Genomic DNA, 24,607 nt, shown 5'->3' on the forward strand with positions numbered 1-24,607 from the left:
AGGCGCCTGTCCTGCAGGGGTTTCAGACTGCTATCGAAAGGGTGATCCGTTGAGCCGCTCGGTTCTCGTCACCGGAGGCAACCGGGGCATCGGCCTCGCCATCGCCCGCGCGTTCGCCGATGCCGGCGACAAAGTCGCGATCACATACCGCTCGGGTGAGCCGCCGGCCGCCCTCACCGCCCTGGGCTGCCTCGCCGTCAAGTGCGACATCACCGACACCGAGCAGGTGGAGCAGGCCTACAAGGAGATCGAGGCCGAGCACGGTCCCGTCGAGATCCTGGTCGCCAACGCCGGTGTCACCAAGGACCAGCTCCTGATGCGCATGTCCGAGGAGGACTTCACCTCCGTCCTCGACACGAACCTCACCGGCACCTTCCGGGTCGTCAAGCGCGCCAACCGCGGCATGCTCCGGGCCAAGAAGGGGCGCGTCGTCCTCATCTCCTCGGTCGTGGGGCTGCTGGGCTCCGCGGGACAGTCGAACTACGCCGCCTCCAAGGCCGCCCTCGTCGGCTTCGCGCGGTCGCTCGCGCGGGAGCTCGGCTCGCGGAACATCACCTTCAACGTCGTCGCGCCCGGTTTCGTCGACACCGACATGACCAAGGTGCTCACCGACGAGCAGCGTGCGGGCATCGTCGCCCAGGTGCCGCTCGGCCGGTACGCGCAGCCCGAGGAGATCGCCGCCGCGGTGCGGTTCCTCGCCTCGGACGACGCCTCGTACATCACTGGAGCCGTCATTCCGGTTGACGGCGGACTGGGAATGGGTCACTGATCACCATGAGTGGAATCCTCGAGGGCAAGCGCGTCCTGATCACCGGTGTGCTGATGGAGTCCTCCATCGCGTTCCACACCGCCAAGCTGGCCCAGGAGCAGGGCGCCGAGATCATCCTGACCGCGTTCCCGCGGCCCACGCTGACCGAGCGCATCGCGAAGAAGCTCCCCAAGCCGACCAAGGTCATCGAGCTCGACGTCACCAACGACGAGCACCTCGGGCGGCTGGCCGACATCGTCGGCGAGGAGCTGGGCAGCCTGGACGGCGTCGTGCACTCCATCGGCTTCGCGCCGCAGGACGCCCTCGGCGGCAACTTCCTCAACACGCCGTTCGAGTCGGTGGCCACCGCCATGCACGTCTCGGCGTTCTCCCTGAAGTCGCTGACCATGGCCTGCCTGCCGCTGATGCAGAACGGCGGCTCGGTCGTCGGCCTCACCTTCGACGCGCAGTACGCCTGGCCGCAGTACGACTGGATGGGCCCGGCCAAGGCCGCGCTGGAGGCCACCAGCCGCTACATGGCGCGCGACCTGGGCAAGCAGAACATCCGCTGCAACCTCATCTCGGCGGGCCCCATCGGATCCATGGCCGCCAAGTCCATCCCGGGCTTCAGCGACCTGGCCGCCGTGTGGGACGACCGCTCCCCGCTGGAGTGGGACCTGAAGGACCCGGAGCCGGCCGGCAAGGGCGTCGTCGCCCTGCTGAGCGACTGGTTCCCGAAGACCACCGGCGAGATCATCCACGTCGACGGCGGTCTGCACGCGATCGGCGCGTAGGCGCTCGCACAGGCGTTCCCGTACGGAGCGGGCCGCCTCGTGGCTCGAACGGAGGCGGCCGTCCTGTGCGGAAGTGACCCCTCCCGTCCGGAGGCGACCCTCCCGTCCCTCGTACGAGGAGCACCGCCCCGTACGGCCTTGACGCCCCGCTCCCCGCCTCGCGCGGGGAGCGGGGCGTCGCCCGTTCGGCCCAGTCGGCCGGGCGGCACGGGTACCCCGGCACGCACGATTGGAGTACGTACCGCCCCGTAGCCGTACGGCCGAGGAGGTTCCCCTTGTGCGCCTGTCCCGCCGTTTTGCCCCGGTGTTCGCCGCCGTCACGCTGATGGTCGCGCTGCCGTACGACGCGATGCCCAACGCGCGCGGACGCCACGAGAGCACCGCCGTGCCCCAGCCGTTCGGCGCGGCGTGCCGCACCACGGTCGCCGGCTCCCACGCGGTCGCGTACTGCCACAACCCCTATCCGGGGACGGACCTGGTCAGTCTGCACATCGAGTGCGACCGCTGGTGGGACATCGACACCGACAGCGCCCCGGTCGAGGCGGGACCCGCGATGACGGTGCGGATGGAGGGCCGGTGCTGGAAGGAGATCCGCTCGGTGTGGGTCAGCCACCGGAAGCGGGACGCCTGAGCCACGGGCGGCACTGGAACGGATAGCCCGCGGCCTCCGTGGCCGCCGCCTCCGTGTCACCCCCGCGGATCGCGTCGACGAGCCGCGCGTGGTCCATGTACGTCTCCGGCGTCAGCTCCTCGCCGACGTCGTCGCGCAGCCAGTCGCGCAGCACCTCGCCCAGGTCCGCGTACATCGCCGTCATGACGTCGTTGTGGGACGCGGCCACCACCGCCAGATGGAAGGTCGCGTCGGCGGTCACGAATGCCTCCGTGTCGCCCGACTCCCAGGCGTCCTCGCGCCGGAGCAGCAGCGCGTCGAGCTGCTTGAGATCGCGCTCGGTGCGCCGTTCGGCGGCCAGCTTCGCGGCGCTCGACTCCAGGGTGGAACGCAGCTCGGCGATGTGCCGGGGATCGGCGTCGGCGAAGCGGCGGTGCATCACGCCCGCGAGTTCGCTGGTCGCGACGACGTAGGTGCCCGAACCCTGGCGGATGTCGAGCAGGCCGTTGTGGGCGAGCGCCCGGACGGCCTCCCGGACCGTGTTGCGGGCGACGCCCAGCTGTTCGACGAGCTCCGGTTCGGTCGGGATGCGGGAGCCGACCGGCCACTCGCCGGAGGTGATCTGGTTCCGCAGCTCGGCGATGACCTGCTCGGACAGCGCCGAACGGCGGGGGTGGCTCAGCGGCATGGCGGTCCTTCGTACGGGCCCGGGTGCGGTCGTTCGCGCGGGGCCGGAGGTTCCGGAGATTAACGCAGTGAGATTGGACAGCCAATCATCCCATGATTCTATGATGGCGCCATGGCCATCGAGGAAACCCGGACCACCACGTCCCCACCGATACGCGGCCGCGCGGATCTGGAGCCCAGGAGCGGGGCGGCGTCCCCGCAAGCTCCCCCGCGCGCGTGGGCGACGCGGCTGGTGATCGTGGGCATCGTCCTCGCGGCCCTCAACCTGCGTCCGGCCATCACCAGCTTCGGTGCCCTCCTCGAAGAGGTGCGCGACGGGCTCGGCATGAGCGGCAGCGTCGCCGGACTGCTCACCTCCGTGCCACCGCTCTGCTTCGCCCTCTTCGGCGTCATGGCGCCGCGGCTCGCCCGCCGCTTCGGGCCCGGCGTGGTCGTATGCGCCGGGATGGTCGCCATCACGGCGGGGCTCGCGATCCGCCCGTACACCGGGAGCGCGGCCGGCTTCCTGGCCGCCAGTGCCCTCGCGCTCATGGGCATCGCCGTCAGCAACGTGCTCATGCCGGTGATCGTCAAGCGCTGGTTCCCGGACCGGGTCGGCTCCATGACCGGCCTCTACTCGATGGCGCTCGCCCTGGGCACCTCGGCCGCGGCCGCCCTGACCGTGCCCATGACCGACGCCCTGGGCGGCAGTTGGCGCTCGGGGCTCGCCGTGTGGGCGGGGCTCGCCGGGGTCGCCGTACTGCCGTGGATCGCGCTCGTCCGCACCCGGGGCGCCGCGTCCCCGGGCGGCGCCCGCCCGCCCGCCGCGGACACCGCCCCGCCCGAGCCCGAGGGGCTGCGCATCACCCGCAGCCGGACCGCCTGGGCCCTCGCCGTCTTCTTCGGTCTCCAGGCCACCGCCGCCTACATCACGATGGGCTGGATGCCGCAGATCTTCCGCGACGCGGGCGTCTCCGCGGGCACCGCGGGACTGCTCCTCGCCGTCACGATGGTGATGGGCGTGCCACTGGCCTTCGTCATCCCGCGCCTGGCCACCCGGCTGCCCCGCCAGGGGCCCATCGTGGTCGCGCTCGGTGCCTGCGGACTCGCCGGATACGCGGGTCTGTACGCCGCCCCGGCCGGCGGCGCCTGGGCCTGGGCCCTGCTGCTCGGCGTCTCCAACTGCGCCTTCCCGCTCGCCCTCACCATGGTCGGCATGCGCGCCCGGACCGGGGTGGGTGTCGCCCAGCTCTCGGCCTTCGCGCAGAGCACCGGCTATCTGCTCTCGATCCCCGGCCCCCTCCTCGTCGGCGTGCTCTACCAGCACAGCGGCGGCTGGGGCCTGCCGATCGCGCTCATGGCCGCGCTGATGGTCCCGCAGATCGCGGTGGGCGTCCTGGCGGGCCGCGACCGCACGGTCGAGGACGAGGCCACCCCCGTACCTCGGCCCTGAGGACACGGGCCCGGGGGCCGGGCGACACGCGGCGGGACGGCCGACCCCACCCGCCGGAGACCGGGCGAAGGGTGCGAGACTGGGCGTATGCCAGTGCTCGATCCGAACCCTCAGAACGGCCAGAAGAAGATGCTGCTCGTCTTCGGCATGTTCCTCGCCATCACCGTGATCATCGCCGTCATCGCGACCATCGCGTCCCCGTGACCCCACCCGCGACCCCCGGGACGGCGATGGTGGGGCTAGCCCCCGTGTCCCCTAGGGGGTGAGTGTCAGGGTCAAGTGGGTGGATCACCGGATGGGTTGGCGTACCCGGATTCCGTAACTTCGAGATGTGGCCGCGAGGACGCGGAACACGGACCACGCGAAGACCCACGGAGGCGGCATGTCGGCCCGTACGCACACCCGGCCCCACCCGGTGACCCCGGGCCGCGTCGAGATCCGTCTGCCCTGGTGGGCCGTCGCCCTGCCGGCCCTCGCCTTCGCCACCCTGCTGCTCCTGCTGCTGAACCCGGCGGACGCGCATGCCGCGGCCGGCGACCCCGCGCTCACCCACCTCTTCGAGCGCCTCCAGCAGACCGTGCAGCACCAGGCATCCTGAGCCGCCTTCACGCACGGTGCCGCACCCCTCGCGCACCGTGCCGAACGGCACGTGTCCCGTGGTGAAGGAGCCCGTCAACTCCTTGAGCCACATGGCGTGTTTCGTGCGAAGCTGGGACTCATGAGCGTCGCAGAACCCCGCAGGATTGTCCTCTTCCGGCATGCGAAAGCCGACTGGCCGGAGGTGTCCGACCATGAGCGGCCGCTCGCTGACCGGGGCCGTACGGACGCCGCCGTCGCCGGACGCAGGCTGGCCGACACCGGCATCCCCTTCGATCTGGCCCTCTGCTCCACCGCGGCCCGGACCCGTGAAACCTGGAAGCTCGCCGTCCATGAGTTCCCGCACCGGCCGAAAACGGTCTATGAGGAGCGGCTCTACGAGGCATCGCCGGGCGAGCTGATCGCCGTGCTCAACGAAACCCCGGACGATGCCCAGGACGTGCTCCTGATCGGGCACAATCCCGGCATCCAGGGCCTCGCCGAGGTACTGGCCGGCCGGGCCGACGGCGAGGCCCGTGCCCGGATGACCGAGCGCGGCTTCCCCACCGCGGCCTTCGCCGTGCTGTCCTTCGACGGTTCCTGGAAATCGCTGGAGCCCGGCGTGACCACGCTGACCGACTACTGGGCACCGACCGAGTGACCCACCCGTGCGGACGACGCGGGGGCCCGGCACCGTCCTGACGGCGCCGGGCCCCCGTCGTACCGGCCAGGGTCCCGGGCGTGCGTGCGTCCGGCGGGCGTCAGGAACGCGCGGTCAGTGGTCGTCCAGATGCATGTCCGCCGCCTCGACCTCTTCGCGGGTGACCCCCAGCAGATACAGCACGGTGTCCAGGAAGGGGAAGTTCACCGCGGTGTGCGCGGCCTCCCGTACGACGGGCTTGGCGTTGAACGCGACACCCAGACCCGCCGCGTTGAGCATGTCGAGGTCGTTGGCGCCGTCGCCGATCGCCACGGTCTGGACGAGCGGCACCCCCGCCTCCGCCGCGAACCGGCGCAGCAGCCGTGCCTTGCCCGCGCGGTCCACGATCTCCCCGGTGACCCGGCCGGTCAGTTTCCCGTCGGCGATCTCCAGCGTGTTGGCCTGCGCGAAGTCGAGCCCGAGCCGCTCCTTCAGGTCGTCCGTGACCTGGGTGAACCCGCCCGACACGACACCGACTTGGAAGCCGAGGCGCTTCAGCGTACGGATCAGGGTGCGCGCTCCGGGCGTCAGCCGTACCTCCTCGCGCACCTTGTTCACCACCGAGGCGTCCAGCCCCTTCAGCAACGCCACGCGCGCGTGCAGCGACTCCTCGAAGTCCATTTCCCCGCGCATCGCGGCGGCCGTCACCTCGGCGACCTCGGCCTCGCACCCGGCGTGCGCGGCGAAGAGCTCGATCACCTCGTCCTGGATCAGCGTCGAGTCCACGTCCATGACGACCAGCCGCTGGGCCCGCCGGTGCAGCCCCGACGCGACCACGGCGATGTCCACCCCGAGTGCCGCGGCCTCCGTCACCAGCGCGGTGCGCAGCGCCTCGGTCTCCGCACCGGACACGGCGAACTCCACCGCCGTCACCGGGTACTTGGCGAGCCGGAAGATACGGTCGATGTTCCCGCCGGTCTTGGTGATCCGCGCGGCGATCGAGGCCGTCGACTCGGCGGTGAGCGGATGACCGAGCACGGTGACGTGCGAACGCCCCATGCCACGCGGCCGGTTGTCGCCGAGGCCGGAGATGATCTCCGCCTGCATCTTCATCGAGTCCGCCCAACTGTGCACGGTGGCCCGCAGGTCGCCCTCCAGACCGGAGGGCGGCTCGGTCACGAGCGCGCACAGCACGATCCGGCCACGGGTGACGACCTGCTCGATGTCGACCACGTCGACGGAGAAGGCGGCGAGGGTGTCGAAGAGTCCGGCCGTGATGCCCGGCCGGTCCTTGCCGAAGATCTTGACAAGGAGGGTGGGGATATCGGGGGTCTGCGTAGCGCTCATGGTGCTTCCACCGTATCCGGCACCCAGTGCCTTCCGCCCCCGCGGTCCGTCCAGCGGACAGGGAACTCTGGGTGTCGGAGTGGTGTCGCGCGCGTTTCCGCGAGTCGACGCCCAGCCCCGCCACGCTGTGGGCGGCCGGGCTCAGTCGTGCCGCCGGGGGCCGGGCGGCGGAGGCTGCCCCTGGTCGGGCGGGGGCTGCGGGGGAGGGGGCACGCTCTGCCCCGGTGGCCGCCTGCGCGGTCCCGGCGGCTGTGGCAGCGGCCGGACGACCGTCGGCGCGCCGTACACGTCGTCGGGCGCCCGCTTCCGCTCGGGCCGCTGCCCGCCGCGCGGCTCCCGCAGCTCGTCGGGCAGCCGCAGATACGGATTGGTGTCGGGGTTCGCGGGCCGGTACGGCGCGCTCGGCGCGTACGGTCCCGACCGCGGCGGGAGGCCGGCGTGGGGCGGCGGGCCCGAGGTTCCGGCGTCACCCAGTGCCAGGGGCGCCGCCCGCCGCCCCACGGCGCCGGCCGCGTGGGCCAGCAGCGCGCCGGCCGCCCCCGCGCCCGCGCCCCACCCGGCACCGAACAGCAGTGCGATGCCCAGATGGCCGTGCAGCCGGATCCCGGCGCCGAACGCGTCGATGCCGAACACCGACAGCGAGGCGTCCACGGACACGTCCGTCAGCCACGCCAGCAGCGGCAGTGCCAGCGCCGTCGCGATGCCCAGCCGAAGAGCGCAGCGACCGGCGAACCCGAGGGCGCCCACGCCTCGTACACCGGGAGCATCCGGGATGCCCCCGGAAGCGGCATCCCGCCGCCGTACAAAAGGCGTACGCGTGGCGGCGAGGACGCCCGCGAAGAGCATCATGAGCGCTGCCGCGACCCCCAACAGCCACACCCGCCCGTCGAGTTCGGCGAGGCGGCCCAGGGTCACCGGCCGGCCTGAGTCGGCACTCAGGAGCCTGTCCAGGGGGTCGGGGAGCAGCCTGGTGAGTTCACCGGTGGCCCTGCCGTCCCAGGGGACGAGGAGACCGATCGGCACACCGAGCCACACCCCGTTGGGCGCGCCGAGCAGCGCCGCGCCCGCGATCAGCTTGGGGTGGGGGTCACCGATCGCCGCGTACGCCGCCGCCGCGAGCCCCGCGACGACCGCCACCAGTGCCACCGTGACCAGCGCGGACGCGGCCGGCCGCACCGTCCGGTGCACAGCCTCCCAGCCGCGCGGCAGGGGGGTGCGCCGGGAAGCCAGCAGGGAGATCACCAGGACTCCGGCGGCCCAGGCGGCACCGCCGAGCAGTGTGGGCACCGTGTCCACGGTGAATCCCACCGCCGCCTTCGCGTCCACGAGGTCGTCGATCCTGCCCGGCAGCAGTCCACCGAGGTCACCGAGCCCGCCCGGCAGCTTGTCGGTGATCTTCCCGAGCCCGCCGCCGCCCGTCACCCTGTCGAGTCCGAGCTTGTTCCCGTCGATGGTGATGACGTCGTGACCGGCCCAGGCGAGTCCGCCCAGGGTCGCCACGAACAAGGTGACGACCGCGCCCGCGCGCGCCAGGAGTTCGGACGGCGCGATCACAACTCCCGCTCCCCGCAAGGAGCGCAGGAAGAAGTAGGAGAGCAGGAGCGCGCCGACCAGTCCCACCCCCAGGGGCGTGATCTGGATGGCCGTGTGCGCCTCGGCGCCCTTCAGCCCGAAGGCCGACACGTTGCCGGACGGTTCGACCGCGCCGTTCGCCCCCAGTGCCACCACGGCGGCGGTCATCGGCCCGAGCGAACCGGCCTCGTCCGCGCCCACCAGATGGAGGCCGAGCGCGGCCGTGCCCGCCATCGCGATCAACGCCCAGCTCACCGAGGCGATCGCGGACAGCAGCACATCCCCCCACGGCACGCGCCTGCCGCGCCCCACGGTGTCGATGCTCATCGTCAGACCCCCCGATCCGCGCCGCGTACCACCACCATGGATGTCCCCCTCGCGTGGGATTACCACTCTCCGGTCCGGTATCAACCCCGTCAACGGAAACGGGCAACCCACCCGTACCCGGTCTTCGCGGGGCCCGGCTTTCGGTCAGGGGCCTGCTCCTGAAATAGTTCCCCCCGATGTTCGACATCCCTAGACTCCCTGTGATGGGGGTAACTCGGGGGACAACTCAGTGGGGCATGGAGTGCCGGAACTCGTACTGGAATTGAACGGACGGACCTGGACGCTCGATGCGGCCAGGCCATACACCCTCGGACGTGATCCGCAGGGGGACGTCGTGCTCGACGACGCCAGGGTGTCCTGGCGTCACGCCACGATCAGCTGGAGCGGCCGCAGTTGGGTCATCGAGGATCACGGCAGCACCAACGGCACGTTCGTGCAGGGGCAGCGGATCCATCAGCTGGAGATCGGGCCCGGTTCGGCCGTGCACCTGGGCAACGCGACCGACGGTCCGCGGCTGAAGCTGTCGGGCGCCGCGGCCCCGGCCGTACAGCCCCAGCAACAGCCGTACGCGGCGCAGGGCGCGGGCCCCGGCTGGGCCCAGCAGGCGCCGCAGCAGCAGGCGCCCGAACAGGGTCACCAGCCGTCGCAGAGCGCGGGGCAGGTGCCGAGGCAGCAGGGACCAGGTGGCGCCGCGGGGGCGCCACCGGTCTACGGAGACCGCAGCCCGACCACCTTCTACCAGCTGGACCTCGGCCGGGTGATGCGCATCGGCCGTGCGCTGGAGAACGAACTGGTCGTCTCCGACCTCCAGGTCTCGCGCCACCACGCCGAGTTCCACGCGACGCCCGACGGCCGCTTCGAGATCCGCGACCTGGGCTCGCACAACGGCACGTACGTCAACGGCATGCCGATCGCCAAGGGCGGCTCGGCACTGCTCGGCCCGAACGACATCGTGGGCGTCGGCCATTCGACGTTCCGTCTCGTCGGCGACCGCCTCGAGGAGTTCGTCGACACCGGCGAGGTGTCCTTCTCCGCCCGTCACCTGACCGTCACGGTCGACGGTGGCAAGCAGATCCTCAAGGACGTCTCCTTCGGCGTGCCCGAGAAGTCGCTGATCGCGGTCATCGGCCCGTCCGGCTCCGGCAAGTCGACGCTCCTGAAGGCGCTCACGGGCTACCGCCCGGCCAACCAGGGTGACGTCCTCTACGACAACCGCAACCTGTACAAGCAGTTCGCCGAGCTGCGCCAGCGCATCGGTCTGGTCCCGCAGGACGACATCCTGCACAAGGAGCTGACCGTCAAGAAGGCCCTCAAGTACGCGGCCAAGCTGCGCTTCCCCGCCGACACCACGGGCGAGGAGCGCGAGGCGCGGATAAACGAGGTGCTGCGCGAGCTGAAGCTGGACATCCACAAGGAGAAGAAGGTCACCTCCCTCTCCGGTGGCCAGCGCAAGCGCGTCTCGGTGGCACTGGAGCTGCTGACCAAGCCGTCGCTGATCTTCCTGGACGAGCCGACCTCCGGCCTCGACCCGGGCATGGACCGCGACGTCATGCAGCTGCTGCGCGGCCTCGCCGACGACGGCCGTACGGTCCTGGTGGTCACGCACTCCGTGGCGGAACTGGCCATCTGCGACAAGCTGCTCGTGATGGCCCCCGGCGGCTCGGTGGCGTACTTCGGGCCGCCCGAGGAGGCGCTGAACTTCTTCGGCTACGAGACCTGGGCCGACGTCTTCTCCGCCTTCGAGAACTACCGCGACTACGACTGGGCGGGCCGCTGGAAGGGCTCGCAGCACTACCAGATGTACGCCGCGGACATCGACGCGGTCGCCCCGCAGTCGGTGAACGTGCCGCCGCAGCAGGCGATGAAGCCGCCGAAGCCGCAGAGCTGGGGCTCACAGCTGACCACCCTGGTCCGCCGGTACGTCTCGGTGATCGCGTCCGACAAGGGCTTCCTGGCGCTGACGGTGATCCTGCCGGCGGTGCTGGGCTCGGTGAGCCTGCTCATCGACTCGGACAAGACCCTGCTGGTCAACCCGATCGTCACCAAGTCCGGCGTGCACGTCGCGAACGGCACGGCGACGACGGTGCTCCTGATCCTCGCGGTCGGCGCGTGCTTCGCGGGCGCGGCCAACTCCGTCCGTGAGCTGATCAAGGAACGGGTGATCTACGAGCGGGAGCGCGCGACGGGTCTGTCGCGTTCCGCGTACCTGATGTCCAAGGTGATCGTCCTCGGCGTGGTGACGCTGTTGCAGGGCGCCCTGGTCGGTGCCATCGGCTTCGGCAGCCGCACGGTCCCGGACAAGGGTCTGATCCTCACCAGCCTGCCCAAGGTCGAGCTCACCCTGCCGATCATGGCGCTCGGCTTCGCGTCGATGATGTTCGGCCTGGTCATCTCCTCGCTGGTGAAGACCGCCGAGAAGACGATGCCGCTGCTGGTCATGTTCGCGATCGTCCAGGTCGTGTTCACCGGCTGCCTCTTCATCCTGAACGGCACGATCGGCGTCAATCAGTTCTCGTACCTGATGCCGGCCCGCTGGGCCGTCGCCGCGTCCGGCGCCACGCTGGACTTCAACAACATCTTCCCGAACCAGGACGATCCGACGAGCACGGACCCGCTGTGGAACCACACGGCCGGCATCTGGGTCATGGACATGGTCGCCCTGATCGCCCTCGGTGTGCTCTGCGGGTTCTTCGTGGCCCGCTTCCTGCGCCGCCACGAGCCCGAGGTCATGCGCAAGTAGTCACGGGTGGCGCGCGGAGATGCGCGGAGATGCGCGAAGGGCGGCACCCCGGTGGGGGTGCCGCCCTTCGGCGTACGGCGGAGAGGTCCGCGCCCTGCCTCAGTACGCGCTGTTCACGTTGTCCATCGAGCCGTACTTGTCGGCCGCGTAGTTGCAGGCGGCGGTGATGTTGGCGACCGGGTCGTAGATGTTCCACGAGGTACCGGGCACGTGGTAGGCCTTGAAGGTCGGCGGGATGACCTGCAGCAGGCCCTTCGAGGGGATGCCGTTGATGGCGTTGATGTCCCAGCCGTTGATGGCACGGGGGTTGCCGGACGACTCCCGCATGATGTTCTTGTACAGCCCGTGGTACGAGCCGGGGATCTTGTGCTTCTTCATGATGTCGAGCGACTCGTGGATCCAGCCGTCGAGGTTGTTCGTGTACGACTTGGCGGCGACCGTCTCGAGCTGGACGCGCTGCACCGAGCGGCTCGCGGCCTGCTCCTTGACGCGCGCCTCCTGGGCGGCCTTCGCGGCGGCGGTCTTCCGGGCGAGCTCGGCGTTCTTCTTGACGACGGCCGCGTCGGCGGCCTTCTTCGCGGCGATGCTCTGGGCCTTCAGGCTGGCGCCGGCCATGCGGTCGGTGATGCTGGCCTTGACGTCCTTGACGGGCTGCTGACCGAAGGCGACGGGAGCCTGCGACACGGCGGCGTCGTTCGTGCTGGTGTGGGCACCACTGGGCGTCGCGGTGAACGCCAGGGCCGCTGCACCGAGGGTGGCGATACCGGCGATCGAAAGCTTGTGGACCTTGGTCAGCTTCGGACTATGACCAGGAGTGATGATGTTCTTGGGCATAACTGATGGACCTCTTCGAATAGCGCGGATGCCGCTCTCGGTCCGGTGGGGACAGTTCGTTTCCGGATCAAACGCTGCGGGTAAGAACCTGCGGCGTTGAGCGACTGGAGCCATTGTTAGCGGCCGCAAAATCGTGTGGCAAAGGTGTGACGTACGACGCCGAGTAGTAGATCCAGGAGGGGCAAAACGGGACATAGTGGCACGTCTGCCCCGCTCATCAGGGCACCGTTTATCTCCTATGTCCGTTCGTACGTGATGTGCGCCCTATGTGCGGGCTCACATGGCGCTTAGATCATTCTCACCGCGAGTTGCTGAAGCAACGCTCAGGGTGAGCGTTCTCCGCCGGGAGGATGAGGTGGGCGTCCCCGAACTCGTGCCACAGGTAGAGCCCCCGCACCGCCGCGGCGTACGCGCGCTCGACCGCGGCCCTTCCCGCGACGGCCTCCAGCATCAGCAGATGGGAGGCCTCCGGCTCGTGCAGCCCGGTCAGCAGCCCGTCGACCACCCGCACACCCCGCCGCGGCGTCACCACGAGATCCGTCCACCCCCGGCAGGCGTGGACCACCCCGTCGGGGCCCGCCGCCGACTCGACCGCACGCACGGCCGTCGTACCGACCGCCACGATCCGCCCGTCTCCCGCACTCGCCGCGTTGATCAGCCGCGCCGACGCCTCCGGCACCTCGTACCACTCCGCGGAGGGCGGTTCATGGGCCTCGGCCGAGGAGACACCCGTGTGCAGCCTGATCGGAGCGACCTGCGTTCCCCGGCTCACCAGCTCCGTCACCAGACGCGCGGTGAAGGGCCGGGCCGCGCTCGGCATCTCCGCGCTGCCCGCGCCGTCGGCGGACGGCAGCGCGAACACCGTCTGATAGACGGAGAGCGGCTGGTCCCGCTCCGTATAGGAGTACCGAATGGCACGCCCGTGCCGCCGCAGCAGCCCGGGTACATCCGCACCAGGCACCCGCGCCCACCACAGCCGGGGGCCGCCCGCCGCCAGCGGCTCCTCCAGTACGAGCCGCACATCGCCCGCGAGACACACCTCCGTCCCCGCGGGCCCGCCCCGGCGCGGACCCGTGGTGCCCCTCCCATCGGGATGCCGCAGCTCGACGGCCCAGCGCCCGTCATCGCCCCGGGTGGAGAAATGGACCACCACGCGCGCGTGCCCGATCCGTCCGTCGACGGCGGCTGCCAACGTGGGAGAGGTGTTCACGACGAGCAGGTCCCCGGCCCGCAGCTGCCGGGGCAGCTCCGCGAACGTGTGATGGGACACCTCCCCGCCCCGGGAGACCAGCAGTCGCACGGAATCCCGGTCCCGCCCGGGTCCGCGCTGCTCGGCCGGCACCCGCGCCGACAACTCCTCCGGAACCCGCACCACGGTCGTCACCGCTCCTCCAGGAGCGCGGGCGCCGCGTAGCGGCCACTGGCCGGCCGCTCGTCGAGCAGCCTCAGGAAGGCCGGCACCACGCTGTCCGGCGCCGGCCGCGGCCCCCCGTCGTCCGGTACGGCCGCCGCGTACAGGTCCGTGGCCATGTCCCCGGGGTCCACGGACCAGACCCGCAGGCCGGGCTCCTCCTCGGCGAGCACGGCCGAGAGGTGGTCGAGGGCTGCCTTCGACGCCCCGTAACCGCCCCACGTCGGGTACGCCTCGGCCGCCGCGTCCGAGCTGACCGCGACGACCGCGCCCGCCCGCGCGGCCCGCAGCAGCGGCAGCGCCTCCTGGACCAGGCCGAGCGCCGCGACCACGTTGACCTCCAGAGCCCGCCGCAGCCCGCCCGGTGTCAGATCCTCCAGCCGGACCAGCGGCTCGGCGCCGAGCGCGCTCGCGTTGTTGACCAGCAGATCGACGCCCCCGAACCCACGGGCCGCCGCCACCAGCGCCGCCCGGTGCCCGGCGTCCGTGACGTCCCCGGGCAGCGCCGCCACCCGGGTCCCGTACCCGGAGAGCGCCTGCGCCGTCTCCGCCAGAACATCGGCGGTCCTGGCGTCGAGCACCAGATCCCAGCCGCGCCGCGCCAGGGCCGCGCCGAGCGCCCGCCCCAGCCCCTTCGAAGCCCCCGTGATGACCGCTACCGGCATGACGTCCGTCCCCTCGTCCCGGCCCGCCGCCGTCGGCGGGCGTCCTCAACGTAGGAACCGGACCGCTCCCGCCGCCTCGTACGCGGGTCCCGGCGACCGGGGGCCCTTCGTCCTAGGCCCAGCGGCCCGGAGACGGCCACCACAGGTCGGATACGCACGGTCACACCCCACGGGTACGTTGGGGTCATGAGCCAAGGTCCCCGGTCCGGTCTGTACGCGGTGAGCTCCGCACTGCTGGCCATGAGCAGGCACCTGGAGGTGCGCGACGTCCTCAAGACGATCGTCGCCTCGGCCCGCGAGCTGCTCGACGCCCAGTACGCGGCGCTCGGCGTCCCCGACGACCACGGCGGCTTCGCACAGTTCGTGGTCGACGGTGTCAGCGACGCCCAGTGGAAGGCCATCGGCCCGCTTCCTCGCCAGCACGGCATCCTCGCCGCGATGCTGCACGAGGCCCGACCCGAGCGCCTGGCCGACGTGCGCAGGGACCCCCGCTTCGAGGGCTGGCCCGCCGCCCACCCCGACATGTCCGACTTCCTCGGCCTGCCCGTCCGCGACGGCGACGAGACCATCGCGGCACTGTTCCTCGCCAACAAGAACGGCACCAGGACCGACGGCGGCTGCGGCTTCACCGAGGACGACGAGGAACTCCTCACGATCCTCGCCCAGCACGCGGCGATCGCCCTGACCAACGCCCGCCTGTACGAGCGCAGCCGTGAACTCACCATCGCCGAGGAGCGCTCCCGGCTCGCACACGAACTGCACGACGCCGTCAGCCAGAAGCTGTTCTCCCTGCGTCTGACGGCGCAGGCCGCCGCCGCCCTCGTCGACCGCGACCCCGCACGCGCCAAGGGCGAACTGCACCAGGTGGCCTCGCTCGCCGCCGAGGCCACCGAGGAACTGCGCGCCGCCGTCATCGAGTTGCGCCCCGCCGCCCTCGACGAGGACGGCCTCGTGGCCACGCTGCGCACCCAGATCCAGGTGCTCGACCGCGCCCACTCCGCGCGCGTGACCTTCACCGGCCTGGGCGTGCGCGCCCTGCCCGCCGCCCAGGAGGAGGCCCTGCTGCGCGTCGCCCAGGAGGCCCTCCACAACGCGCTGCGCCACTCCGGGGCGGCCCGCGTCGATGTCCTCCTGGAGAAGCGCGGACCGGGCGCCGTGCTCCGCGTCAGCGACGACGGCGACGGCTTCGACCCGACGGCGATACGCACGGCGGGACGCCACCTCGGCCTGGTCTCCATGCGCGACCGGTCGAGCGGGGTCGGCGGCACGCTGACCGTGGAATCGGCGCCCGGGAAGGGCACCACGATCGAGATGGAGGTCCCTGGTGGCTGAAGCAATCAAGGTGCTGCTCGTCGACGACCACCAGGTGGTCCGCCGGGGCCTGCGCACCTTCCTCGAGGTGCAGGACGACATCGAGGTCGTGGGGGAGGCGTCGGACGGCGCCGAAGGGGTCGCCCGCGCCGAGGAGTTGAAGCCCGACGTCGTCCTCATGGACGTCAAGATGCCGGGCATGGACGGCATCGACGCGCTGCGCAGACTCCGTGAACTCGCCAACCCCGCGCGCGTGCTGATCGTCACCAGCTTCACCGAGCAGCGCACGGTGGTCCCGGCCCTGCGCGCGGGCGCGGCGGGCTATGTCTACAAGGACGTGGATCCCGACGCCCTCGCCGGGGCCATCCGCTCCGTGCACGCCGGGCACATCCTGCTGCAACCCGAGGTGGCGGGCGTCCTGCTGTCCCAGGAGGAGGTCAACTCGGGACAGGGAAGGGGAGGTTCGCTCACCGAGCGGGAACGCGAGGTGCTCGGCCTGATCGCCGACGGCCGGTCCAACCGTGAGATCGCACGCGCGCTCGTCCTCTCCGAGAAGACCGTCAAGACGCATGTCTCGAACATCCTGATGAAGCTCGACCTCGCCGACCGGACGCAGGCCGCGCTGTGGGCCGTACGGAATGGAGCGGCGGGCTGACCGCGGCAATTCGGAGGGTTCCGCTCCGGGCTGAGATTCATACCGTCGGGTGTATGTCACCCGGATGGCGCATCCTTCGCGGACCCGGGCCGTTCTCCAGTGCGTGCCGCGGTGATCTGCCGCGGTGATCGCTAGGGAGGGCTCAGAAGTGAAGAACCTGAAGAAGGCCACGGCTGTCGCGATGGTGGCGGGCGGCCTGGTCGCCGCCGGTGCCGGTATGGCTTCCGCGACGGACGGCTCGTGGGCGGGCGGCCAGGCCGCGGGCTCCCCGGGTGTCGTCTCGGGCAACGTCATCCAGGCGCCGATCCACATCCCCGTGAACGCGGTCGGCAACAGCGTGAACGTGATCGGGGTTCTGAACCCGGCCTTCGGCAACCTCGGCCTCAACCACTGAGGTCCGTGCCGCACTCGTCATGACCACCGGCCCCTCAGGCGCTTCTGAGGGGCCGGTCGGGTGTTGTCGGCCGATCTGTACATCGTTCGATTGGCCCGAACGGTCACTTCGGCCGGCATTTCCGTACCGTGAGGCGGCTTTCCGCGTTGCTCAACGTACGACCCGCGGCCGGGTCGGAACCGCAATCGCAGGAGGAACGTTTCTCATGAACATCGCCAAGAAGGCCGCTGTGGCCCTCACCGTCGCCGGTATCGCCGCGGGAGCCTCGGCCGGCGCAGCAGTGGCCGACGCGGGTGCCAGGGGCGCGGCCGCCCAGTCGCCGGGTGTCGTCTCGGGCAACGTCATCGAGGCGCCTGTCCACATCCCCGTCAACGTCGTGGGCGACAGCGTGAACGTCATCGGTCTCCTGAACCCGGCGTTCGGCAACAGGGCCGCGAACGGCTGACGCACCCCGCCACACAGGGCCCCGCGGACATCCGCGGGGCCCTGCGTCGTCCGGACGGTACGCACCGAACAGCCCGTTGCCGGCGCGGGCACGCACATCCGGCCCGTCCGGCGTTCGAGGACGAGCCGTCCGGGCGGGACCGCGTCGCGCGAAGCGAAACCGCGGGGGCTTCCCCCACTCGGCGCACGCAGGGCGCAGCGCACGCCCCGCTCAGCGCGCCCCCCGCTCAGCGTCTCCCGTTCAGCGCAAGCGCCGCTCAGCGTCTCCCGTTCAGCACGCGCCGTTCAGCACGCGCCGCTCAGCGCGCCCCCCGCTCAGCGTCTCCCGTTCAGCGCAAGCGCCGCTCAGCGTCTCCCGTTCAGCACGCGCAGTTCAGCACGCGCCGCTCAGCGCGCTCCCCGCTCAGCGTCTCCCGTTCAGCGCACGCCGTGCTCAGCGCACGCCGGTCAGGGCGCCCCCCGTTCAGCGCGCTCCCCGTTCAGCGCACCCCCCGCTCAGCGCACGCAGTGCTCAGCGCACGCCCCGCTCGCGCTCCTCCACGAACGCGTTGTACGCCGCCACCTGCGCGCGCCGGGCCGTCCGCTCCACCGGCCGCAGCGCCTCGGTCCGGGCCGCCATCTCCGAGGCGCTCACCGCCCCGCCGTGCCCGTTCTCGTACGCGACGGAGACCAGCAGACCCACTCGCTGGGCGAGCTCCAACACCCGCACCGCGCGCGGCGGATACCCGGGCGCCAGCACCTCGCGCCCCCGCTCGGCCCGCGCCCGGTACGCGTCCACCGCCGCCTCCGCGACCGGCCCCGACCCGGCCACGTCCAGCCGCGACAACACCTCCGTCGCCTCGCGCAGCGCCTCCGCCAGCTCCCGCTCGGCCTCGCCGAGGGACGGCACGTCGGCGGGCGGCGCCTCCCGCACCCGGAGGCAGTGCCAGACGACCTCGACGTGGACGTCACCGACAGGCCCGGCCTCGTACACCTCGGGCACGAGCCCCAGCGCGGCGCCGTGGCAGACGACCGCCTCCTCGGCGTCGAGGGCGCGCGCGTTGAAGTCCGGCGGCCCGCTCAGCCCGAGCGGGTGTCCCGGCGCGGGCAGCGCGACCCGCAGCCCGGCGACCCCGAGCGCCCGCAGTCGGCCGAGGGCGAGCGTGAGCCCGACGGGCCCCGCCTCGCCCGGCAGCCCCTCGACCCGGTGCACCGCGTCCTCGCCGACGATGGCGAGTACCGCGTCATCCGGAGATACAAAACCGGCCAAAAGGGCATTTCCCCATGAGGCCAAGCGTCCTGAGCGTGGTTCCGAGAGCATGCCTCCACCCTAAGGACCGGCCGATGGACAGGAGCGCCCGACCGGTGGCGTAGGTTTTCCCTGGGGGCTGCGTCCACAGACGTAAGCGACGGCCGAGACTGCAATGGGAGACAACGCGCTCATGAGCGATGTACTGGAGCTGGAGGACGTGTCCGTGGTCCGCGAGGGCCGGGCTCTGGTGGACCAGGTCTCCTGGTCGGTCAAGGAGGGGGAGCGCTGGGTCATCCTCGGCCCGAACGGCGCCGGCAAGACGACCCTCCTGAACCTCGCCTCCAGCTACCTCTTCCCGAGCCAGGGCACCGCCACCATCCTCGGCGAGACCCTCGGCAAGGTCGACGTCTTCGAGCTGCGCCCGCGCATCGGCGTGGCGGGCATCGCCATGGCCGAGAAGCTCCCCAAGCGCCAGACCGTCCTGCAGACCGTGCTCACCGCCGCCTACGGCATGACCGCGGGCTGGCACGAGGACTACGAGGACATCGACGAGCAGCGCGCCCGCGCCTTCCTCGACCGCCTCGGCATGAGCGACTACCTCGACCGCAGGTTCGGCACCCTCTCCGAGGGCGAGCGCAAGCGCACCCTGATCGCCCGCGCCCTGATGACCGACCCCGAGCTGCTCCTGCTCGACGAGCCGGCCGCCGGCCTCGACCTCGGCGGCCGCGAGGACCTCGTACGCCGTCTCGGCCGCCTCGCCCGCGACCCCATCGCCCCCTCCATGATCATGGTCACGCACCATGTCGAGGAGATCGCCCCGGGCTTCACCCACGTGCTGATGATCCGCCAGGGCAAGGTGCTGGCCGCTGGCCCCCTGGAGCTCGAACTCACCTCCCGCAACCTCTCCCGCTGCTTCGGTCTCCCCCTCATCGTCGAGCAGGTCGGCGAGCGCTGGACCGCGCACGGACTCCCGATGGCCTGACCCGCACGGAACAGCCGGCCCGAACCGCCCCGTGAGAGGCATCCGCTCCGCGGGACCCGGCACGAGCCCCTTCTCCACCCGATGCGCGCCCTGTCGCAGGACCGACCCGCGGACCTACCATGACCGCGTGGACGACATCAACGCATGGGTGTGGTGGCTGGTCGGCGCGGCCGCGCTGGGCATCCCGCTCGTGGTGACCGCGATGCCGGAGTTCGGCATGCTCGCCGCGGGCGCCGCGGCTGCCGCGGTCACGGCCGGCCTCGGCGGCGGTGTCGTCCTCCAGGTGCTCGTCTTCTCCGCCGTCTCCGTCGCGCTCATCGCGGTCGTACGACCCATCGCGACCCGGCACCGTTCCCAACGGCCCCAACTCGTCTCGGGCGTCGAGGCGTTGAAGGGCAGGCAGGCCGTCGTCCTGGAGCGGGTCGACGGTTCGGGCGACGGCCGTATCAAGCTCGCCGGAGAGATCTGGTCGGCACGCGCCCTGGACACCGGACAGGCCTACGAGGTGGGCCAGGAGGTGGACGTCGTGGACATCGAAGGAGCCACGGCGATCGTCATGTGACCTCGAGCGACGCCAACTGAACCGAACGCCCCACGCGGCAGACGACGGTCTGTCAGACTCGTCCAGCAAGATCTTCAACAACCATAAGATCTTTCGGAAACACCGAGGCGGAGAAGGGTACGGGGAGTTATCGATGGCACCCATCATCATCGTCCTGATCATTCTGGTGGTGCTGGTTTTCATCGCCCTGATCAAGACCATCCAGGTCATCCCACAGGCCAGTGCCGCCATCGTCGAACGCTTCGGCCGGTACACGCGGACCCTGAACGCCGGTCTGAACATCGTGGTCCCGTTCATCGACTCGATCCGCAACCGCATCGACCTGCGTGAACAGGTCGTCCCCTTCCCGCCGCAGCCGGTGATCACCCAGGACAACCTGGTCGTCAACATCGACACGGTCATCTATTACCAGGTCACCGACGCCCGCGCCGCGACCTACGAGGTGGCCAGCTACATCCAGGCGATCGAACAGCTCACCGTCACCACGCTGCGCAACATCATCGGTGGCATGGACCTGGAGCGGACCCTCACCTCCCGCGAGGAGATCAACGCGGCCCTGCGCGGTGTCCTCGACGAGGCGACCGGCAAGTGGGGCATCCGCGTCAACCGCGTGGAACTGAAGGCGATCGAGCCGCCCACCTCCATCCAGGACTCGATGGAGAAGCAGATGCGCGCCGACCGTGACAAGCGCGCCGCGATCCTCACGGCCGAGGGCATCCGCCAGTCGCAGATCCTCACCGCCGAGGGTGAGAAGCAGTCCGCGATCCTGCGCGCCGAAGGCGAGGCCAAGGCCGCCGCGCTGCGCGCCGAGGGCGAGGCCCAGGCGATCCGCACGGTCTTCGAGTCCATCCACGCGGGCGACGCGGACCAGAAACTCCTCGCCTACCAGTACCTCCAGATGCTCCCCAAGATCGCCGAGGGTGACGCCAACAAGCTCTGGATCGTGCCCAGCGAGATCGGTGACGCCCTCAAGGGACTGAGCGGCGCCATGGGCAACTTCGGCCCCATGGGCGGTGGTTCGGGCAACGCCGGCCCGGAGCGCCGCGAGAAGCCGTCCGTCACCGACTGATGACGACGTACGACGAGGGGGCCCGTCTCCGGTTGGAGACGGGCCCCCTCGTCGTACGTCCTGCCGCCGCCCGACAGGCCCGCTAGGCCGCGGGCTGCACCAGCCATTGCGGCAGCGCGTCGAGGTCGTCGCGGTCCAGCGTCAGCAGCATCGCGTCGGCGGGCGTCGGCTCGAACGGCTGCCTGAGCAGCGGCATCCCCGCCTGCTCCGGCGTACGGGCCGCCTTGCGGTGGTTGTCCTCGGCGCAGGACGCGACCGTGTTCAGCCAGGAGTCCTGGCCGCCCTGCGCGCGCGGTACCACGTGGTCGACCGTCGTGGCCCGCCTGCCGCAGTACGCGCAGCGGTGGCGGTCGCGCACGAGGACTCCGCGCCTCGACCACGGGGCTTGTCTTCGGAAAGGCACCCTGACGTATCTGCACAGCCTGATCACCCGCGGCACGGGTATGTCGAGGGCGGCGCCACGCATACGCAGCTCGGGGTGGGCCTGCTCGACGACGGCCTTGTCCTGGAGCACCAGAACGACGGCCCGGTTCAACGTCACCGTCGACAGCGGCTCAAAGCTCGCGTTCAGAACCAGCGTGTCCCGCATCCTGCCCACCTCCCGTACGCACCGGCCCACCGCCTGGCGGGCTTGGATCAACTCTGGCCGGGCACGCCGAGATGGACAACGCAATAAAAATGCCCGCCTCTGATCACTTCCAAGACCAGAGGCGGGCAAACGTTCAGTGAACGTCCGTCTGCGACGCTTTACGCGGGAGCCGCGTACTCGCCCAGGAGATGGGCGCGGGCCAGCGTGTGGAACCGCAGGTTGAATCCGACATAGGCCGGCGACGCGTCCGCGTCCGGGCCGAGCTTCTCCTGATCCACCGCGTACACGGTGAAGAGGTAGCGGTGCGCGGGGTCCCCGGCCGGCGGCGCGGCGCCACCGAAGTCCTTGGTCCCGTAGTCGTTGCGCACCTGGACCGCACCTTCCGGCAGGCCCTCGAACTTGCCGCTGCCCGCCCCCGTCACGAGCTCGGTGACGGAGGCCGGGATGTCGAACACCACCCAGTGCCAGAACCCGCTGCCCGTCGGCGCGTCCGGATCGAAGCACGTCACGGCGAAGCTCTTGGTCCCGGCGGGGAAGCCCTCCCAGCTCAGCTGCGGCGAAGTGTTCCCGGCCGCGTAGACCTGGGCGTCCTTCAGCACCGCGCCCGACGCCACGTCCTCACTGGTGACCGTGAAAGCCGGCACGGGCGGATGGAAGTCGTGCGGGAGCGGCGCCCTTTTGAGCTCGGTCACGTCAGTACCTCCTGAACGGCGGAATCTCTCGGCCCGAGCCTAGAACCAGCTGCGCTTGCTGCCGACCTCGGACAGCCACTGGTTCAGATACCCGGCCCAGTCCGTGCCCTGGAAGTCGTGCAGACCCACCTGGAAGGAGCGGTACGAGTCACTGCCCTCGCTGAACAGGCCCGGCTTCTTGTCCATCTCCAGGATGACGTCCATCGCACGGTCGTCCGCGACGAAGCTCAGCTCCACCTGGTTCAGCCCGCGGTACTGCGAGGGCGGGAAGAACTCGATCTCCTGGTAGAACGGCAGCTTCTGCCGGCTGCCCCGGATGTGACCGCGCTCCATGTCCGCGTTCTTGAAGCGGAAGCCCAGCTGGATGAAGGCGTTCAGGATGGCCTGCTGCGCCGGGAGCGGGTGCACGTTGATGGGGTCGAGGTCCCCGGAGTCCACGGCACGCGCGATCTCCAGCTCCGTGGTGACACCGATGTGCATGCCGCGCAGGCTCTGCCCGTCGATCGTGGTGATCGGGGTCTCCCAGGGAATGTCGAGTCCGAAGGGAACGGCGTGTACGGCACCGGCCTGCAGTTCGAAGGCCCCGCCGAGCCGCAGCTTCGCGAACTCGATGTCCTGCTTGTACTCCTGGTCGTCGTGCCCCTCGACCTCGACCTTGGCCTGGAGCCCCACCGACAGCCCCTCGATGGCCTGGTTCACGGATCCGCCCTGGATCCGCACCTCGCCCTGCACGACACCGCCCGGCACGACGTTGACCTCGGTCAGCACCGTCTCGACCGAAGCCCCGCCGGCTCCCAGGCTCGCAAGCAGCCGCTTGAACCCCATGTCTCAAACCTCCCCAGGCAACGCCTGTGCTCCGTAGTACTGCGTCTGGATTCCTGATCCCTACAAACGCGATCCGACCGCGGCCGGTTCCGCGTTCTCACCCTTACAAGGGGAACGCTCCTTGACCACCCGTCGGCACCCACACGTACCCACACGTACCCACGTGTCCTTGTTGCTCGACTACGCTCGTACGCCATGATCGCGGCCCCTGACCGTACGCCCCTGACGCGTGAGTTCTTCGACCGCCCCGTACTGGAGGTCGCCCCGGACCTCCTGGGGCGGGTCCTCGTGCGCACCACCCCCGATGGTCCGATCGAACTCCGCCTCACGGAGGTCGAGGCGTACGACGGCCCGGACGATCCCGGCTCCCACGCGTATCGCGGACGCACGGCCCGCAACGGCGTGATGTTCGGTCCGCCCGGACATGTGTACGTCTACTTCACCTACGGCATGTGGTTCTGCATGAACCTGGTGTGCGGTCCGGCGGGCAGGCCCAGCGGGGTCCTGCTGAGGGCCGGCGAGGTCGTCGAGGGCGCCGGGCTCGCTCGCAAACGTCGACTCTCGGCCCGGAACGACAAGGAACTGGCCAAAGGGCCCGCTCGCCTGGCGACGGCCCTGGGCGTGGACCGGTCCCTCGACGGCGCCGATGCCTGCGCCCCCGAGGGGGGTCCGCTGACCATGCTGACGGGGGCACCCGTCACCTCCGACCAGGTACGCAACGGTCCACGTACCGGGGTGTCCGGCGACGGAGGCGTCCACCCGTGGCGCTTCTGGGTCGCCAACGACCCCACCGTGAGCCCTTATCGGGCCCATACGCCCCGCCGCCGCTCAACTTGACTCGCCTCTGGGGGGTCCGTAATGTAGCCCGAGCCGCTTGACCCGGGTACGGCGTTCAGCCTGCAGCCGGAAGTGGCCAACCCACTACCTACGACCTCCCCTCAGCGGGGGCGAATTCGGCGTGTCCGCATGCCTGAATTCAAACTCGCGATGCTCGATTATGAGTTGCGGAGGGAATCGGCTAGCGTAGTGAATGTCGAAAGGCCGAGAGCCGAAAGAACTCAAAGCCGAAAGACAAACCCACTGACTGGGAATCAGGCCCGAAAGGATCTGATAGAGTCGGAACCGCCGGAAAGGGAAACGCGAGAGCGGAAACCTGGAAAGCGCCGAGGAAATCGGATACGGAAACGGTCTGATAGAGTCGGAAACGCAAGACCGAAGGGAAGCGCCCGGAGGAAAGCCCGAGAGGGTGAGTACAAAGGAAGCGTCCGTTCCTTGAGAACTCAACAGCGTGCCAAAAATCAACGCCAGATATGTTGATACCCCGTCTCCGGCCGATCGGCTGGGACGAGGTTCCTTTGAAAAAGTCCTGCCCTTCGGGGTAGGCGCACAGCGAGGACGCTGTGAACCGGGAGGATTATTCCTCTTCCTGGTTCCGCTCTCGTGGTGTCGTCCCGATTACGGGAAAACATT

26 protein-coding genes are annotated in these 24,607 nt (G+C 70.5%); 16 read left to right on the forward strand and 10 right to left on the reverse strand.

What is annotated here, in order from left to right:
- Nucleotides 1–49 precede the first annotated feature (49 nt).
- The 3 genes from fabG (at nt 50) to ACFVTC_RS06785 (ending at nt 2,173) form a co-directional block, all read left to right on the forward strand.
- Nucleotides 50–769 (forward strand): 3-oxoacyl-[acyl-carrier-protein] reductase, encoded by a 720-nt coding sequence (gene fabG / locus ACFVTC_RS06775; RefSeq protein WP_148007539.1) that lies wholly within the window; start codon nt 50–52, stop codon nt 767–769.
- Between the two features lie 5 nt (nt 770–774).
- Nucleotides 775–1,542 carry an enoyl-ACP reductase FabI gene (fabI, locus tag ACFVTC_RS06780; RefSeq protein ID WP_390124643.1) on the forward strand — a complete coding sequence of 256 codons (768 nt, stop codon included), beginning with the start codon at nt 775–777 and terminating at the stop codon, nt 1,540–1,542.
- Nucleotides 1,543–1,819: 277 nt separating this feature from the next.
- On the forward strand, nt 1,820–2,173 hold the full coding sequence (locus ACFVTC_RS06785; RefSeq protein WP_390124645.1) for a hypothetical protein: 354 nt from the start codon (nt 1,820–1,822) through the stop codon (nt 2,171–2,173).
- Here ACFVTC_RS06785 and ACFVTC_RS06790 read toward each other — a convergent pair.
- Entirely contained in the window at nt 2,148–2,840 is a 693-nt protein-coding gene (locus ACFVTC_RS06790; protein ID WP_390124647.1) for a FadR/GntR family transcriptional regulator, read from the reverse strand. The genes ACFVTC_RS06785 and ACFVTC_RS06790 overlap by 26 nt on opposite strands.
- A gap of 111 nt (nt 2,841–2,951) precedes the next feature.
- On the opposite strand from ACFVTC_RS06790, the gene ACFVTC_RS06795 reads away from it, so the two are divergent.
- The 4 genes from ACFVTC_RS06795 to ACFVTC_RS06810 all read left to right on the forward strand — a co-directional run bounded on the left by ACFVTC_RS06795 (nt 2,952) and on the right by ACFVTC_RS06810 (nt 5,508).
- Nucleotides 2,952–4,271, forward strand: coding sequence for a CynX/NimT family MFS transporter (locus tag ACFVTC_RS06795; RefSeq protein ID WP_390124649.1), 1,320 nt, complete (start codon nt 2,952–2,954; stop codon nt 4,269–4,271).
- Between the two features lie 87 nt (nt 4,272–4,358).
- Entirely contained in the window at nt 4,359–4,475 is a 117-nt protein-coding gene (locus ACFVTC_RS06800) for an SGM_5486 family transporter-associated protein (RefSeq protein ID WP_390124651.1), read from the forward strand.
- 178 nt (nt 4,476–4,653) lie between these two features.
- Nucleotides 4,654–4,869 (forward strand): hypothetical protein, encoded by a 216-nt coding sequence (locus tag ACFVTC_RS06805; protein ID WP_356283350.1) that lies wholly within the window; start codon nt 4,654–4,656, stop codon nt 4,867–4,869.
- A gap of 120 nt (nt 4,870–4,989) precedes the next feature.
- Nucleotides 4,990–5,508, forward strand: a complete 519-nt coding sequence (locus tag ACFVTC_RS06810; RefSeq protein WP_390124653.1) for a SixA phosphatase family protein — start codon at nt 4,990–4,992, stop codon at nt 5,506–5,508.
- A 114-nt stretch (nt 5,509–5,622) separates the two neighbouring features.
- Here ACFVTC_RS06810 and serB read toward each other — a convergent pair whose 3' ends face one another.
- Together serB and ACFVTC_RS06820 are read right to left on the reverse strand one after the other, a co-directional pair.
- Entirely contained in the window at nt 5,623–6,834 is a 1,212-nt protein-coding gene (serB, locus tag ACFVTC_RS06815) for a phosphoserine phosphatase SerB (RefSeq protein WP_390124656.1), read from the reverse strand.
- A 141-nt stretch (nt 6,835–6,975) separates the two neighbouring features.
- On the reverse strand, nt 6,976–8,733 hold the full coding sequence (locus ACFVTC_RS06820; RefSeq protein WP_390124658.1) for a streptophobe family protein: 1,758 nt from the start codon (nt 8,731–8,733) through the stop codon (nt 6,976–6,978).
- Between the two features lie 241 nt (nt 8,734–8,974).
- On the opposite strand from ACFVTC_RS06820, the gene ACFVTC_RS06825 reads away from it, so the two are divergent.
- Nucleotides 8,975–11,473 carry an FHA domain-containing protein gene (locus tag ACFVTC_RS06825; RefSeq protein WP_390124660.1) on the forward strand — a complete coding sequence of 833 codons (2,499 nt, stop codon included), beginning with the start codon at nt 8,975–8,977 and terminating at the stop codon, nt 11,471–11,473.
- A 99-nt stretch (nt 11,474–11,572) separates the two neighbouring features.
- On the opposite strand, the gene ACFVTC_RS06830 is transcribed toward ACFVTC_RS06825, so the two are convergent.
- From ACFVTC_RS06830 to ACFVTC_RS06840, 3 genes are all read right to left on the reverse strand, one after another.
- Nucleotides 11,573–12,307, reverse strand: a complete 735-nt coding sequence (locus tag ACFVTC_RS06830) for a transglycosylase SLT domain-containing protein (RefSeq protein ID WP_390124662.1) — start codon at nt 12,305–12,307, stop codon at nt 11,573–11,575.
- Nucleotides 12,308–12,605: 298 nt separating this feature from the next.
- Nucleotides 12,606–13,691, reverse strand: a complete 1,086-nt coding sequence (locus ACFVTC_RS06835) for an S-adenosylmethionine:tRNA ribosyltransferase-isomerase (protein WP_390124664.1) — start codon at nt 13,689–13,691, stop codon at nt 12,606–12,608.
- Complete coding sequence (locus tag ACFVTC_RS06840) at nt 13,688–14,383, reverse strand: SDR family NAD(P)-dependent oxidoreductase (RefSeq protein WP_390124666.1); 696 nt, start codon at nt 14,381–14,383, stop codon at nt 13,688–13,690. Before ACFVTC_RS06840 ends, ACFVTC_RS06835 begins: the two co-directional genes overlap by 4 nt.
- Before the next feature lie 186 nt (nt 14,384–14,569).
- Between ACFVTC_RS06840 and ACFVTC_RS06845 the strand changes: the two genes are divergently transcribed.
- From ACFVTC_RS06845 to ACFVTC_RS06860, 4 genes are all read left to right on the forward strand, one after another.
- The gene (locus ACFVTC_RS06845) at nt 14,570–15,715 is read left to right on the forward strand and encodes a GAF domain-containing sensor histidine kinase (RefSeq protein WP_390124668.1); all 1,146 of its coding nucleotides are present in this window, start codon (nt 14,570–14,572) and stop codon (nt 15,713–15,715) included.
- The gene (locus ACFVTC_RS06850) at nt 15,708–16,349 is read left to right on the forward strand and encodes a response regulator (RefSeq protein WP_390124670.1); all 642 of its coding nucleotides are present in this window, start codon (nt 15,708–15,710) and stop codon (nt 16,347–16,349) included. Before ACFVTC_RS06845 ends, ACFVTC_RS06850 begins: the two co-directional genes overlap by 8 nt.
- A gap of 148 nt (nt 16,350–16,497) precedes the next feature.
- The gene (locus tag ACFVTC_RS06855; RefSeq protein ID WP_168527425.1) at nt 16,498–16,743 is read left to right on the forward strand and encodes a chaplin; all 246 of its coding nucleotides are present in this window, start codon (nt 16,498–16,500) and stop codon (nt 16,741–16,743) included.
- Between the two features lie 205 nt (nt 16,744–16,948).
- Complete coding sequence (locus tag ACFVTC_RS06860) at nt 16,949–17,188, forward strand: chaplin (RefSeq protein WP_390124673.1); 240 nt, start codon at nt 16,949–16,951, stop codon at nt 17,186–17,188.
- Nucleotides 17,189–17,698: 510 nt separating this feature from the next.
- On the opposite strand, the gene ACFVTC_RS06865 is transcribed toward ACFVTC_RS06860, so the two are convergent.
- A complete protein-coding gene (locus ACFVTC_RS06865; protein ID WP_390124675.1) occupies nt 17,699–18,487 on the reverse strand; it encodes a hypothetical protein in 789 nt (262 codons plus the stop codon).
- A gap of 121 nt (nt 18,488–18,608) precedes the next feature.
- Here ACFVTC_RS06865 and ACFVTC_RS06870 point away from each other — a divergent pair, with 121 nt between their 5' ends.
- The 3 genes from ACFVTC_RS06870 (at nt 18,609) to ACFVTC_RS06880 (ending at nt 21,031) form a co-directional block, all read left to right on the forward strand.
- Complete coding sequence (locus ACFVTC_RS06870) at nt 18,609–19,400, forward strand: ABC transporter ATP-binding protein (RefSeq protein ID WP_153291365.1); 792 nt, start codon at nt 18,609–18,611, stop codon at nt 19,398–19,400.
- A 127-nt stretch (nt 19,401–19,527) separates the two neighbouring features.
- A complete protein-coding gene (locus ACFVTC_RS06875; RefSeq protein ID WP_390124677.1) occupies nt 19,528–19,962 on the forward strand; it encodes an NfeD family protein in 435 nt (144 codons plus the stop codon).
- Nucleotides 19,963–20,095: 133 nt separating this feature from the next.
- Nucleotides 20,096–21,031 (forward strand): SPFH domain-containing protein, encoded by a 936-nt coding sequence (locus ACFVTC_RS06880; RefSeq protein ID WP_390124679.1) that lies wholly within the window; start codon nt 20,096–20,098, stop codon nt 21,029–21,031.
- Between the two features lie 82 nt (nt 21,032–21,113).
- Here ACFVTC_RS06880 and ACFVTC_RS06885 read toward each other — a convergent pair whose 3' ends face one another.
- The 3 genes from ACFVTC_RS06885 to ACFVTC_RS06895 form a co-directional block, all read right to left on the reverse strand.
- Nucleotides 21,114–21,620, reverse strand: a complete 507-nt coding sequence (locus ACFVTC_RS06885) for an HNH endonuclease (RefSeq protein WP_168527421.1) — start codon at nt 21,618–21,620, stop codon at nt 21,114–21,116.
- A 158-nt stretch (nt 21,621–21,778) separates the two neighbouring features.
- Entirely contained in the window at nt 21,779–22,312 is a 534-nt protein-coding gene (locus ACFVTC_RS06890) for a YbhB/YbcL family Raf kinase inhibitor-like protein (RefSeq protein WP_390124682.1), read from the reverse strand.
- A gap of 39 nt (nt 22,313–22,351) precedes the next feature.
- The gene (locus ACFVTC_RS06895) at nt 22,352–23,137 is read right to left on the reverse strand and encodes a sporulation protein (protein ID WP_356283228.1); all 786 of its coding nucleotides are present in this window, start codon (nt 23,135–23,137) and stop codon (nt 22,352–22,354) included.
- A 195-nt stretch (nt 23,138–23,332) separates the two neighbouring features.
- Here ACFVTC_RS06895 and ACFVTC_RS06900 point away from each other — a divergent pair, with 195 nt between their 5' ends.
- Complete coding sequence (locus tag ACFVTC_RS06900; RefSeq protein ID WP_390124684.1) at nt 23,333–23,974, forward strand: DNA-3-methyladenine glycosylase; 642 nt, start codon at nt 23,333–23,335, stop codon at nt 23,972–23,974.
- Nucleotides 23,975–24,607: the final 633 nt, after the last annotated feature.

This window comes from Streptomyces sp. NPDC057950, from assembly GCF_042887295.1.
Lineage (GTDB): Bacteria > Actinomycetota > Actinomycetes > Streptomycetales > Streptomycetaceae > Streptomyces > Streptomyces kaempferi.

What these genes read in the sequence shown, in the direction of transcription:
- ACFVTC_RS06885 (WP_168527421.1), bottom strand. Translation starts at nt 21,620, where the DNA reads ATGCGGGACACGCTGGTTCTGAACGCGAGCTTTGAGCCGCTGTCGACG.
- ACFVTC_RS06880 (WP_390124679.1), top strand. Translation starts at nt 20,096, where the DNA reads ATGGCACCCATCATCATCGTCCTGATCATTCTGGTGGTGCTGGTTTTC.
- fabI (WP_390124643.1), top strand. Translation starts at nt 775, where the DNA reads ATGAGTGGAATCCTCGAGGGCAAGCGCGTCCTGATCACCGGTGTGCTG.
- ACFVTC_RS06870 (WP_153291365.1), top strand. Translation starts at nt 18,609, where the DNA reads ATGAGCGATGTACTGGAGCTGGAGGACGTGTCCGTGGTCCGCGAGGGC.
- ACFVTC_RS06830 (WP_390124662.1), bottom strand. Translation starts at nt 12,307, where the DNA reads ATGCCCAAGAACATCATCACTCCTGGTCATAGTCCGAAGCTGACCAAG.
- ACFVTC_RS06790 (WP_390124647.1), bottom strand. Translation starts at nt 2,840, where the DNA reads ATGCCGCTGAGCCACCCCCGCCGTTCGGCGCTGTCCGAGCAGGTCATC.
- ACFVTC_RS06820 (WP_390124658.1), bottom strand. Translation starts at nt 8,733, where the DNA reads ATGAGCATCGACACCGTGGGGCGCGGCAGGCGCGTGCCGTGGGGGGAT.
- ACFVTC_RS06795 (WP_390124649.1), top strand. Translation starts at nt 2,952, where the DNA reads ATGGCCATCGAGGAAACCCGGACCACCACGTCCCCACCGATACGCGGC.
- serB (WP_390124656.1), bottom strand. Translation starts at nt 6,834, where the DNA reads ATGAGCGCTACGCAGACCCCCGATATCCCCACCCTCCTTGTCAAGATC.
- ACFVTC_RS06900 (WP_390124684.1), top strand. Translation starts at nt 23,333, where the DNA reads ATGATCGCGGCCCCTGACCGTACGCCCCTGACGCGTGAGTTCTTCGAC.
- ACFVTC_RS06845 (WP_390124668.1), top strand. Translation starts at nt 14,570, where the DNA reads ATGAGCCAAGGTCCCCGGTCCGGTCTGTACGCGGTGAGCTCCGCACTG.
- ACFVTC_RS06860 (WP_390124673.1), top strand. Translation starts at nt 16,949, where the DNA reads ATGAACATCGCCAAGAAGGCCGCTGTGGCCCTCACCGTCGCCGGTATC.
- ACFVTC_RS06865 (WP_390124675.1), bottom strand. Translation starts at nt 18,487, where the DNA reads ATGCTCTCGGAACCACGCTCAGGACGCTTGGCCTCATGGGGAAATGCC.
- ACFVTC_RS06805 (WP_356283350.1), top strand. Translation starts at nt 4,654, where the DNA reads ATGTCGGCCCGTACGCACACCCGGCCCCACCCGGTGACCCCGGGCCGC.
- ACFVTC_RS06895 (WP_356283228.1), bottom strand. Translation starts at nt 23,137, where the DNA reads ATGGGGTTCAAGCGGCTGCTTGCGAGCCTGGGAGCCGGCGGGGCTTCG.
- ACFVTC_RS06800 (WP_390124651.1), top strand. Translation starts at nt 4,359, where the DNA reads ATGCCAGTGCTCGATCCGAACCCTCAGAACGGCCAGAAGAAGATGCTG.
- ACFVTC_RS06810 (WP_390124653.1), top strand. Translation starts at nt 4,990, where the DNA reads ATGAGCGTCGCAGAACCCCGCAGGATTGTCCTCTTCCGGCATGCGAAA.
- ACFVTC_RS06840 (WP_390124666.1), bottom strand. Translation starts at nt 14,383, where the DNA reads ATGCCGGTAGCGGTCATCACGGGGGCTTCGAAGGGGCTGGGGCGGGCG.